This is a genomic window from Lutispora saccharofermentans, assembly GCF_024363565.1.
In the GTDB taxonomy this organism is placed as follows: domain Bacteria; phylum Bacillota; class Clostridia; order Lutisporales; family Lutisporaceae; genus Lutispora; species Lutispora saccharofermentans.
In genome coordinates this window covers 45,970-58,635 of the sequence record NZ_JAJEKE010000005.1, presented here as the reverse complement: position 1 = coordinate 58,635, position 12,666 = coordinate 45,970, and the positions used below count along the sequence as shown (strand labels likewise).

The 12,666-nt window shown below is 42.4% G+C and carries 9 protein-coding genes; 8 read left to right on the top strand and 1 reads right to left on the bottom strand.

What is annotated here, in order from left to right; all coding sequences use genetic code 11:
* Window positions 1-14 precede the first annotated feature (14 nt).
* The gene (locus LJD61_RS07600) at window positions 15-3,428 is read right to left on the bottom strand and encodes an Ig-like domain-containing protein (protein WP_255226935.1); all 3,414 of its coding nucleotides are present in this window, start codon (window positions 3,426-3,428) and stop codon (window positions 15-17) included.
* A gap of 334 nt (window positions 3,429-3,762) precedes the next feature.
* Between LJD61_RS07600 and LJD61_RS07595 the strand changes: the two genes are divergently transcribed.
* From LJD61_RS07595 to rho, 8 genes are all read left to right on the top strand, one after another.
* Entirely contained in the window at window positions 3,763-5,022 is a 1,260-nt protein-coding gene (locus LJD61_RS07595) for an S-layer homology domain-containing protein (RefSeq protein WP_255226934.1), read from the top strand.
* Window positions 5,023-5,151: 129 nt separating this feature from the next.
* Window positions 5,152-6,852: a phospho-sugar mutase gene (locus LJD61_RS07590; protein ID WP_255226933.1), complete on the top strand. Its 1,701-nt coding sequence runs from the start codon at window positions 5,152-5,154 to the stop codon at window positions 6,850-6,852.
* A gap of 176 nt (window positions 6,853-7,028) precedes the next feature.
* Window positions 7,029-7,412 (top strand): 3-aminobutyryl-CoA ammonia lyase, encoded by a 384-nt coding sequence (kal, locus tag LJD61_RS07585; protein WP_255226932.1) that lies wholly within the window; start codon window positions 7,029-7,031, stop codon window positions 7,410-7,412.
* Between the two features lie 345 nt (window positions 7,413-7,757).
* Window positions 7,758-8,573 carry a 3-keto-5-aminohexanoate cleavage enzyme gene (gene kce, locus LJD61_RS07580; protein WP_255226931.1) on the top strand — a complete coding sequence of 272 codons (816 nt, stop codon included), beginning with the start codon at window positions 7,758-7,760 and terminating at the stop codon, window positions 8,571-8,573.
* A gap of 52 nt (window positions 8,574-8,625) precedes the next feature.
* Window positions 8,626-9,003, top strand: coding sequence for a hypothetical protein (locus tag LJD61_RS07575; RefSeq protein WP_255226930.1), 378 nt, complete (start codon window positions 8,626-8,628; stop codon window positions 9,001-9,003).
* 86 nt (window positions 9,004-9,089) lie between these two features.
* Window positions 9,090-9,737 carry a fructose-6-phosphate aldolase gene (gene fsa, locus LJD61_RS07570; protein WP_255226929.1) on the top strand — a complete coding sequence of 216 codons (648 nt, stop codon included), beginning with the start codon at window positions 9,090-9,092 and terminating at the stop codon, window positions 9,735-9,737.
* A 131-nt stretch (window positions 9,738-9,868) separates the two neighbouring features.
* Complete coding sequence (gene glpX, locus LJD61_RS07565; RefSeq protein ID WP_408615070.1) at window positions 9,869-10,846, top strand: class II fructose-bisphosphatase; 978 nt, start codon at window positions 9,869-9,871, stop codon at window positions 10,844-10,846.
* A 58-nt stretch (window positions 10,847-10,904) separates the two neighbouring features.
* Window positions 10,905-12,365, top strand: a complete 1,461-nt coding sequence (rho, locus tag LJD61_RS07560) for a transcription termination factor Rho (protein ID WP_255226927.1) — start codon at window positions 10,905-10,907, stop codon at window positions 12,363-12,365.
* The last annotated feature ends 301 nt before the right edge of the window (window positions 12,366-12,666 follow it).

Here is a 12,666-nt window from a genome sequence, read left to right as displayed (position 1 = left end):
TGACCGCGCTTTTTTTAATTGGTGGATAATTCAATTTCATCCATATTCAAGTTTTGGTTGTTAAGATCCTTTATAGTCGATCTGCCTGTGTTTGTGAGCTTTATGCTTACCGTATCATTGCTGCGCAATGTATTTCTCAGTTTTATTTTTATCGTTCTGCCATATACCTCTACAGAATCTGAAGAGCTTTTCGAATAGTAAGCACCTGCGATTTCGAAGCAGTCCATGCTGATGCTTGTATTCTTTATAGGTTTATTTGTAATAAAGGTTATGGTCTTATTGTCCGGACCTACAGAATACGCCATTATGCCGAAATCCGACAGGTCTACATCGCTGCCTTCAAATTCTACTTTTCGGTAATCGGAGCTTATAGCCAGGCCTTGAAGGTCTTTTATGCTGGTATTCACGGACAGTTCATAGTTATAATCTGTCGATAAAGCTCCATTGGATGAATTCAGATATATAGTAGCAGTTTTTTTGTCATCAGAGAGAACTATCCCTGATACCACGATTGACGAACCGCCGCTGGGTGTCCTTCTGATTGAGAAACCGGAAGACCCGGGGAGAACTACAGGTTCACTAAAATCTACCGTAACAGTATATTTGTCTAAAGCGATTACGTTCTCAACCACAGGTGCCTCATTTGAAGATGAGTTGCCGGCAAATTCTTTATATGAGAGATTTCCAGAGGTCACTATGGAGCTGTAGCCTGCAGCATCCTTTATTCCGCTTCTGGCTGTCAGCTTATAATTGACATCATCCCTCAAAGGCGTACCGGAGCTCAAATATAAAATGACTGAGGTAGTTATTTCATTATATTTCACAGATGCATCCGCAATTCTCACGCCGCTGATGGTGAACTGGGAAGGGCTTATGCCTGTTACCGGCTTGGAGAATGTGACTTCTACAGCGGTGCTGTTCATGGCATATGCATCTGTTATATAAGGTGCTTCGTTGGCTTGGTTTGTGCCGGAAAAAGCCTTGATGTTTCCATCGCTGCTCTCATAAAGCCTGTTTATATTGGATACCCTCACCTCATAAATTTTGCCGGATTCAAATATCTCCGGTTTTGTAGAAGAATCTGTTTTAAATTGAGCCCTTACTGTAGACTTATCGGCAGAAAAATATTTTTGGTATTTCAAGCCTGTGGGAACGGCATATTGCCTTCCGTCTTCCGATAATATAGTTACTTCCAAATCCTTCAGCTCATCCTCTGTAAGCTCTTTGTCGAAGAATATATCAATGGTAGACACATCATAAGCATTTATGGCATGTACGTTCAAACCTCCGAGATCAGAGCTTCCAAAGCCGATGAAAGATTTTCTGGCAACCTTATCATCGGTGCTTATGGTTTTTCCGGAATAGTCAGTTACATTTTTTACAGTTATACTGTAGATTTTACCGTTTTCCTGAGTCTTGGTCAGCAGGGTTACTACCGTACCCGTAGCGTCGCTGTCTAAAGTTGCTTTGGCTGCATATCCCAGGCTGCTGTCCAACTCATAGTTGAACACATTTTCTGCTGTTTCTTGATCTACTCTTTTATTGAAAGTAATGATTACCGCACCCTTACCGCTTTTCACTGAATATGACAAAGGGGTCGTATTGCTCGGCTTTCCGATAAAGTAGGCGGTGTAATAGCCTATAGCGTTGCCGTTTATGTCCTGTAGATTGCTGATCTCCAGCTTATATTTTTTGTTTGATTGATCTTCTGTGATGAGGGTTACCGTCTTGCCGCTGCCATCCAATATGGCTTTTGTTATTTGAAGGTCATTATCAATAATATAGTTCTCGATATTTTCCGCTGAAGCCTTGTCTAATCTCTTATTGAAGGTTATTTCCAATTCATTGCTGGAAAATGCCACTACAGAGGTTGTCAGTTTAGAGGAGTCGCCGGAGGCTCCTGTAAAGCTTCTGGTTATGTCGTATATTACATTATCGGCTAAGTCGGCGATGTTTCTTATAGTCATTTTGTATGAGCTGCCTGGATTTTGAGTTGAGGTTGTCAAGGTTACTTCATTTTCTATTTCATCCAGGACAGCTTCTTCGATGGTCAGGGCATTTCCTTCTATTATATAGTTTTCTATTCTTTCGGCTGTTATTCTATTTACGGGCTCTGTGAATTTAACCAGAATGCTTTTGTTGCTGTCTGCTTTTATAGTATATACAGAGGGCTTTATTATATCTTTCGGCATACCGGTGAAGGTTTTTTCAAGATACTCCATGGTATTGCCGGATATATCTCTAACATTTTGTGCTGTGAGCCAATATTTGTAGCCTTCTCTTTGAGGCGCCGTGGTCAGAGTTACGACTTTACCGGTAGGATCGAGCTCTGCATTATATATATATAGATCGTTTTTGATCGTATAGTTGCTTACATCTTCTGCATCGGATATTTGTACTTCTTCATCAAAGCTGAGCCGGATCACGGTGTTGCTGATGATCTCCACTGTAGCTTTTGGCTTTTCCGTATCCTTCGGCAAAGCTACATATTTTATATTGTAACCCTTTATTGCCATTCCGTTTACAGGCGTATCCATGTCTACAGATAGTTCATAGGCGGTAAAAGGAGCCACATCAGCAGTGGTTATATACACTTTCTTACCTATTACCGATGCATCATTTATGGTTATCTGCCTGTCTCCGGTCTCTGATACTATGCTTATGTCATCCTTGCTGACGGGGATTTCCTGTTCCAGCTCCAGTACCAGCTTGTTATTTGATATTCTGTCGAAGCTCAAGACCTTTACGGGAGTAATATCGATTTTGAAGCCTGCCGCCACAGCTTTTGCTTCATCTATTATGCCTTTTTCTGTCATTATGGTTATGAGTTTTTTTGTTTCTCCCTTTGGCTTGGTGTTGAGAGCGCTGTATATGGCTTTTGCAACATCATTGACGGTAAAGCCTGTTTGCTTTTCAATGCTTGATGCGCTTGTTATGAGATCTATAGTTTCGGAAAGCTTGAGAGTATCTCCATAGGTAAAATCCAGGTCCTGTTTATAGCCCAAGGTTTCAAGCATTACCTTATAGAATGCTTTGGCATCAATGAATTTATTGGGTGAAAACTTGCCGTCGGTGCCGCCCACCCAGCCCAATTCAGGGTTGTCCTTGGCATAAGCGAGGTAATTTCTTCCTACTACCCATTGCAAGTCTTTGGCGTCAATAAAGTTATTGTCACCGTCATACGTAAAGGCATCCTCGTCAAGGCCTTTGATCCTCAGAAATATAATAAGAGCTTGGAGCCTTGTAGGAGTGGAAGCCAGATAGGATGATGTGACGCCTTGCTCTGCGTCGGGGCCTACCAGGATTCCAAGAACCTCACAGGCTTTTGCTTCTTTGCCTATGGTGTCGGCGAAGACAGCAGAGGGTAATATGCTGCCTGAGATAAGTATTACTGCCATCAGTAGTGCTGTCAATTTGAATTTTTTCATCTTTTTCCTCCTCCATTGTCAGATTTTAAGAACTTTTCTCCTGGAAACATCGTCAAAAACTATATATCTTTCTAACATTTAGTATATATGTAAAGGGGTCTCGGGGCAACTCTTTATGTTAAGACGTAACATAAATGTAAAAGTTGTCGGACTTGGAAAATAAAGAAGGAAAATAGGGGAGAAGAGGAGAATATATATATATTTGAGCCGCTAGCTTCTGGCCGCTGGCCTCTAGCTTTTGATATAAGGGCACGAGCCTAAGGCCAATGAGGACGAGGAATACCCTGGCTCTCATAACTCGCAACTCGAAACCAAAAACATAGGAGGGATTTTTTTGAAATACAAAAAAATAGCAGCAATTTTAACAGCAGCAACAATTTTTATCAGCACTACGACCGTGGCATTTGCCGAAACTCCCTTTACTGATATCGAAAAGAATTGGGCTAAGACCCATATTATAAGCGTTAATGAAAAGGGGCTCATGAACGGGACCACATCGGACAAATTCAGCCCGGATACTGCTGTGAACAAATATTCCGCCATCATAAGCATAGCCAGAATGATGGGTATCGCTAATATGGATTTGAGCGAAATAACTGCCAAGCATAAAGAGCTTTTGGATAAGTATAAGGTGCCGGATTATGCACAAAAGGAGACCGCCTTTTGTCTTGAAAAGGGCATAATCCAGGGTGAGATTGAGATGGACAAGTTTGGAGCCCAATCTCAGGCAACGAAGCTGGATGTGTGTGTTTATCTAGGCAGGGCTTTCGGTGTCCAGCTTGATACGTCAAAGCCTCCGGTTACTCTCTCCTACAAGGATGCATTGGCCATACCTTCGATGTACAAAATATATGTGGATCATATGATAAAGATAGGTGTAGTAGACAGCAAGGGCGATGCAGAGGGACTCTTCAGACCCGATACCCCGGTGACTCGTGCGATGTTCGCCAAGATGCTAGACCTAGCAAGCGCTGAATATGTCGCTACCACTGTAAGCACAGAACCGCCAGTTGTTTCTGTGCCAAGCGAGAATACTCAGACACCCCCCGAGGATGAAGAGAATATAGACACTCCCATCAATAATACAGACAACGGCACAAAAACAACGGCAAAGGACAAAGGAATAATAGACACCATTACATATACCAGAAATGCTCAGCCTAAAATATTGCTGGAGAATGAAAGCAAAAACCTGGTAGAATATACACTGCCTGCAGACCTGATTAAGGAAAATGTCATAATAAACGGACAACTGTCGGATATATACTCTTTAAGGCCGGGCCTTTATATTGAGATAGAGGTGATATCGGGAAAGATAGAAAAAATTTCTACTGTCGATATGACAAAGCGCGTGAACATCCAGGCGATAGTAAAGCAGGTAGATCCTTTAAATTCATTGATGTTCGTGGATGTATATGATGCAGAAGACGGCACGGCAATAGAAAAGAAGGTATTTATGAGAGATGCAAAGATAGGAGATATGTCCTTTAATCTTTTGTCTATGGATGCGCTATCTCCGGGACAGAGCATTAACCTTATAGGAATAGAGGATATGGAAGGCATTAAGGCTCAAACGGTTATACTCAATCAATAAGACTATAGTAAAAACTAAATATCATGCCTCTGTGGTTTTAATGCTGCAGAGGTTTTATTTTATCTCGGGAAAGTATACTATATATAATAGATAAAGTTTTTTGGCGGAATTACAAGAGGAGGATTCTTTATGGATTATAGAAAAAGATATGAAGATTGGATAAATGGAGAGAATTTTGATGATGATACTAAAAAGGAGTTAATAGAAATTTCCAATGATGAAAAGGAGATCGAGGATCGCTTCTATAAGGATCTCCATTTTGGTACCGGCGGCCTTAGGGGTGTGATAGGAGCAGGGACCAACAGGATGAACAAATACACAGTAGCCAGAGCTACCAAGGGGCTTGCAAACTATATAATCAAGCAAAATGAAAAGGAACCCTCTGTGGTCATAGCACATGATTCCAGGCACTTTTCAAAGGAGTTTGCCCGGGAGGCTGCAGGAGTGCTTTTATCAAGCGGAATAAAAGTATACTTGTTTGAAGACCTCAGACCTACACCGGAGTTGTCCTTTGCCGTGAGGCAGACAAAATCCGCAGCAGGCATAGTGATCACTGCCAGCCACAACCCTCCTGAATATAACGGGTACAAGGTTTATTGGAAGGACGGAGGCCAGATAGTATCTCCCGTAGCCGAGGAGCTCATGGAGGAGATAAATAATATAACGGATTTCTCAGAGATAAAATGCCTGGACGGCTGCACCTTAGAGAGCTTTGACGATCTCCATCATCTCGGAGAAGAGATGGATAAGATATATATCGATAAGGTCAAATCACTATCGCTGAATCCGGAAGCAATAAGAGAAGCGGCGGATTTGAAAATCGTATATACTCCCCTTCATGGTTCAGGAAACATGCCTGTGAGAAGGGTTTTAAAAGAAATAGGCTTTGAAAATGTTCATGTGGTTCCGGAGCAGGAAAAACCTGACGGCTCCTTCCCTACGGTAAAGTATCCAAATCCTGAGGAAGTTGAGAGCTTCAACCTTGCTTTAGGCATGGCAAAAAAATTGGATGCGGATTTAATATTGGCCACGGATCCGGACTGCGACAGGGTCGGAGTCATAGTAAAAAAAGACAATGCCGGCTATCTGAAGCTTACAGGAAATCAGACGGGTATTCTGCTGGGGCATTATATATTTGACTCCTTAAAAGAAAAGGGCTTGCTGAGAGAAGAAAGCTTCATGATAGATACCATCGTGACGGGAAGAATGACGGAAAAGATTGCAAAGAGCTTTGGCATAGAGGTCCTATCGACCTTGACAGGGTTCAAGTATATCGCTCAGCAGATCAAGGAGCAAGAAGACGAGGGCGGGAAGCATTTTGTATTTGGCTATGAGGAAAGCTATGGATATTTGGCAGGCAATTTTGTCAGAGACAAGGATGCGGTCATAGCCTCAATGCTCATATCTGAAATGGCAGCCTATTACAAGAACAAAGGTATGACGCTCTATGATGCATTGACTAAACTGTATGAAAAATATGGCTATCACATGGAGGAGCTGATCTCGCTGGTGCTCAAGGGTAAAGAAGGCGCTGAAAAAATCGGCCGTATCATGGACAAAATGAGGAATAAGCCTCCAAAAGCTGTGGCAGGCTTAGCGATATCCGAGGTAAGGGATTATATGATATATGAAGGACCCATAAAGCTGCCCAAGGATAATGTGCTGTATTTTGTTTTGGAGGATGGAAGCTGGTTTGCTATGAGACCTTCCGGCACGGAGCCTAAGTTGAAGATTTATATAGGAGTGGCGGATTCGTCGCAGGGTGCCGCGGAAAATAAGATGAAGCTGCTGATAGATGAGATAAAAGGTTTTCTGGGTGCGGCGCGCTAAATATTTCACATAAAAAAAAGGATTAAAGGAATATGTATTGAATATATATATGCGCATATATTGGGATTTGTGTATATGTAGAAAAAAGCATATGTAAGCAGTGATATACCGTAGGGATAGGGCTCGCCACTGCCTGCAGCCCTTGCGGTGGTCAGCAAAAAAAGGAGGTATAACAAATGGAAAAAGCTGTTATCAGGTTGAGAATGAGTGCCCATGATGCCCATTATGGCGGCAATTTAGTAGACGGTGCCAGAATGCTGGGGCTTTTCGGGGATGTAGCTACGGAGCTCCTGATCAGAAATGATGGTGACGAAGGCTTGTTTTGCGCTTATGACATGGTTGAATTCCTTGCTCCTGTTTATGCCGGTGATTACATAGAAGCAGAAGGCTATATAGAGAAGGAAGGAAATACTTCAAGAAAGATGAAATTTGAAGCAAGAAAAGTTATTCATTCCAGACCGGACATAAATGATTCAGCTGCTGAAGTCCTGGAAACCCCCATAATCGTTTGCAGAGCCAGCGGAACTTGCGTAGTTCCTAAAGACAAGCAAAGGAAATAGCTGATTTTGCTGCAGTAATTAATTGATGCATATGTTGTGTTGACTGATAACGATTGCCAAAGCTTCGGGACTAAGACTTTGTAAGCTTGCATAGGATTGCGTCAAAACTCGCATATAGCGTTTGCCATTACTGTTAAGCTTCAAGTAAGTTATGTGGTTTTCTGACTTATCTATGTTTAGGCTCAAACAGTTGACGCAATTTTTCCTATACTGCGCTAACAAACTCTAAGCCCCTTCACAACGCACTCTTTTATCAGTCAGAACAACAAGGGTAAAATTAAGGTTATTGTGGTGGAATCGATAGTCTATAATGCATTCGACTATTTATGTTTAGGAGGTAAAAAAATGGATAAACTAATAATAACAGCTGCTTTGACGGGAGCTGAGGTTACCAGAGAGCAACAGCCCAATCTGCCCATTACACCCGATGAAATTGCAGAAGCTGCTTATGAGGCTTATCAAGCGGGGGCTTCTCTAGTGCATGTACATGCGAGGAAGCCTGACGGAACTCCGACTCAGGACATAGAGGTCTACAGAGAAATCAAGGAAAAGGTTGCTGCCAAATGCAATATCATATTTCAGCCGTCCACTGGCGGCGCTGTATGGCATACTGCTGAGGAAAGAATACAGCCTGCGCTTTTAAAGCCGGAAATGGCATCCTTGACAGCCGGTACCTGCAACTTCGGGCCTGATGTATTCATGAATACCCAAGAATACATGGAAAGCTTTGCAAAGGTGATGATGGAAAACGGTGTAAAGCCTGAGATTGAGATATTCGAAAGAGGAATGATAGATAACGCTCTTAGAATGGTAAAAAAGGGACTTTTAAAAACGCCTATACATTTCGACTTTGTCATGGGAGTTCCGGGGGCCATCATGGGAGAACCCAGAGATCTTATGTACCTGGCCAACAGCATTCCCCAGGGCAGCACCTGGACTGTGGCAGGCATAGGAAGATTTGAGCTTCCTTTGGCAGTCATGGCGATTGTCATGGGAGGACATGTAAGAGTGGGCTTTGAGGATAATATATTTTACACCAAGGGCGTAGTAGCCGAGTCCAATGCTCAGCTGGTAGCAAGGATCGCAAGGATTGCCAAGGAATGCGGCAGAGAAGTGGCTGCACCTGACGAAGCAAGGCAGATTCTGGGATTAGTAAAATAGCAGAAGGATATCTGGATTTGATGTAGAAATTATAAGGAAGGGGGGATATGGAATGGTATTTGATACAAATATCAGCGCTTCTTTGAGGTGCAAAAAATGTGGCAGATTTTTCCTGGGTGATATGAGCTTTTTTGAAATGAAGAATGCAGGCGGAAGCTGCATAAGATGCGAATGCGGAGAAGTGCTAATGACAGTAAAAAGCCATGACTCCAAAACCTTCCATGTTTATATCCCTTGCCTTATATGTGACAAAGAGCATTCTTTTGTATTTACATGGAAGTCTATGCCCTGGGAAAAGGTAAAGATACTAAATTGCCCGTCCAGCTCCTGCGATATAGCCTTTATAGGCGGCCGAGCCCCTATCAGGAGCTTGACGGCAAAGCGAAAGAAGGATATGCAAGAGCTTATCAAGTTATTGAGCAGCAGCTAGGGCATTTCTATGCTTCCAAAAAAGACCCGAGGCTTGCGACACAAGATCCTGAGCTCTGAGCTCTATTAAATTCGGAGGTAATTTTAATGAAGCTTTTTATTGATACCGCTAATGTTGAGGAAATCAAAAGAGCGAATGAAATGGGTATAATATGCGGTGTAACTACAAATCCCTCCCTTATAGCAAAGGAAGGCAGAGACTTTAGGCAGGTAGTGACTGAAATAGCTGAAATTGTGGATGGGCCTATAAGCGCTGAAGTCATCAGCATGAGAGCAGAGGAGATGGTTCCTGAAGCCATCGAGCTTTCAAAGATACACAAGAATATTGTAATCAAAATACCAATGTGCGAAGAAGGCTTAAAAGCTGTAAAGATACTTAAGGATAAGGGAATAAAAACCAATGTCACCCTGATTTTTTCTGTAAATCAAGCCCTATTGGCTGCTAAGGCAGGAGCTTCCTATGTAAGCCCCTTTGCAGGGAGAGCGGATGACGTGGGGCAAAGCGGCATGGATATAATACGGGATATTGCTTTGGTTTTTGACATATATCATATGGATTGTGAAATAATAGCTGCCAGCATAAGGCATCCGATGCATGTCACAGAAGCGGCTTTAGCAGGAGCTCACATCAGCACAGTACCTTTCGATGTAATCAAGAAGATGATTTCGCATCCTCTCACAGATATAGGTATAAACAAATTCTTAGCCGATTGGGATAAATTCAGCAAGCGATAATTAATTAAATATGATGATGTACTAGGGAGCGGCCCCGGTGCCGTTCCTAAATCTGCAATGAATTCTTTACTCATCATTATGGTTGTAGCAAAGAATCTTAATATTATTAAAAAAAGGAGGTTTCACTGTTGATAGATAGAGATTTAGCTTTAGGTCTAGTCAGAGTTACTGAGGTTGCAGCATTAGGCAGTGCCCGCTGGATGGGAAGAGGCGACAAAAATGCCGCTGATCAAGCTGCAGTAGATGGGATGAGAAAGATGTTCGATACACTCAATATCGATGGTGTGGTAGTTATTGGAGAAGGTGAAATGGATGAGGCTCCAATGCTTTACATAGGAGAAGAGTTAGGAAAAAGAGGACCTGAGGATGTAAAGGTGGATATAGCCGTTGATCCTCTGGATGGTACAAACTCAGTGGCAAAAGGCCTTCCCAACGCCATATCTGTCATAGCCATTGCAGAGAGGGGATGCTTGCTGCATGCTCCCGATATGTATATGGACAAGATCGCAGTAGGGCCAAAGGCGAGAGGCTCGATAGACATAAACGCGTCCGTTGAAGAAAACCTGAGAAATGTTGCTAAAGCATTAAATAAAGATATCAAAGAAGTCACTGTTACCATGCTGGACAGGGAAAGGCATGAAGGCCTGGTTAAGGAAATAAGAAGAGTTGGCAGCCGTATTAAGCTTTTCAGAGACGGAGACGTAGCAGCAGCCATAGCTACCTGCTTTGACAAAACCGGTGTAGATGTGCTGATGGGTATAGGCGGCGCACCTGAAGGCGTAATAGCTGCAGCAGCGCTGAAGTGCATGGGCGGTGAATTCCAGGGCAGGCTTTATCCTATGAATGAAGAGGAAAGGCAAAGGTGTAAGACCATGGGGATCTGTGATGTTGACAAAGTCCTTCACCTTGATGATCTGGTAAAGGGTGACGATGTGTTCTTTGCCGCAACGGGAATATCTGATGGAGAACTGCTCAAGGGCGTTTTGTATTTGGAAAACAATATTGCTGTTACCGATTCAGTTGTAATGAGGCTGAAGACCGGTACTATAAGGTTTGTAGAGGCTACCCACAATCTTTCAAAAAAGCCTCAGTATATTAAATATGCTTAATCAAAGATTAGAAGCTTCTAATGCCGCAAATAAAGGAGGTGACGAGTTGGAGGAATTGATGAAAAAAAACATAACGGATCTCAGAGAGATGGCTAAAGCTATGGGAATAAAGAGCTATTATAAGCTGAAGAAGGAAGAATTGGTAAAAGAAATATTGGACATGATAGAAGCTGCAAGGGTGGCCCAGAATATACCAAAAACAGCGGAAAAAGCTGAAAAAGGTCCGGAACAGGCTGAAATAGCAGAGACCAAGCCCGAAGCAGCTGAGAAGAAGACTGAGGAAAGTGAAAAAATCAAGTCAGTGGAAGAAGAAAAATCCCAGGAAGCCGAAAAAAACTTGCAGGAAGAAGAGAGACCTCTGAACGAAGAGGAGAGAAAATTCTTCGAATCCAAGGATGTGGAAAAAGGCGGAAGGGCAGACGGAATATTGGAAGTCCATACAGAAGGCTTTGGCTTCTTAAGATCTGACAACTATCAGTCAGGAGACAGAGATATATATATTTCTCCATCACAAATACGAAGATTTAACCTGAGAACAGGAGATCGGGTTACTGGTATAACCAGAGCAGCCAAAGAAGGCGAGAAATTCCAAGCGCTGCTCTATGTGCAGGGAGTTAATGGGGATAACCCGGAAACGGTGATAAGAAGGCCTGATTTTGAAGATTTGACTCCCATATACCCTAAAGAGAAGTTAGCTATGGAATGTGAGCCAAGCGACCTTTCTACAAGACTGATCGATTTGTTGGCACCTATTGGAAAGGGTCAAAGAGGAATGATTGTTTCCCCACCTAAAGCAGGAAAGACAATTCTTTTGAAAAAAATCGCCAACAGCATCACTACAAACTATCCAAATATTGAATTGATTGTGCTTCTGATAGATGAAAGACCGGAAGAGGTTACAGATATGAAGAGATCTATCAAAGGTGATGTTATTTATTCCACCTTTGATGAAATGCCTGATCACCACTGCAAGGTGGCTGAGATCGTTTTAGAGCGGGCCAAAAGGCTGGTGGAGCAGAAAAAGGACGTAGTAGTTCTATTAGACAGCATAACAAGGCTTGCCAGAGCATATAACCTGACTATTGCACCCACAGGCAGAACATTGTCCGGTGGTTTGGATCCTGGAGCGCTTTATAAGCCTAAGAAGTTTTTCGGAGCTGCCAGAAATATAGAGGAAGGCGGCAGCCTCACCATACTTGCAACAGCTCTGGTTGATACCGGCAGCAGGATGGATGATGTAATATTTGAAGAATTCAAAGGTACAGGAAATATGGAAATACATCTTGACAGGAGGCTGTCTGAAAAGAGAATATTCCCGGCTATAGATATGAACAAGTCAGGGACAAGAAGAGAAGAGGATCTTCTCACTGCCAAAGAATATGAGGGTGTATTGAATATGAGGAGAACGCTCAGCAGCGGCAATAATGCGGAAGCGACAGACTCTATCATTACCCTTATGCAAAGAACAAAAACAAATGATGAATTTGTTGAGATCATAAGGAAGCAGTTGATAAGATAGGGCAAGCATAACTGGTCTGGAAAGACGAAAACCACGGAATTACACTGAATTAGCACTGAAAACTACGGTTTTTATGATCAAATCCTGCCATTCTGAACGCAGTGAAGGGTCTATTACTCATGCAAACGCGTTTGATTCCATTAAAACAAGATCATTTGAACCGTAGTGATTGATTGCCTTTTGTGTTTTTTCGTGAGTTTTTCGTGTTTTTCAGCGGTTAAAAAACTGAAGTACAAATAAATTTTGTATTTATGTTATAGCGAAACTCTTTTGCTACAAATCAGTCCTATGTGAAAAACGA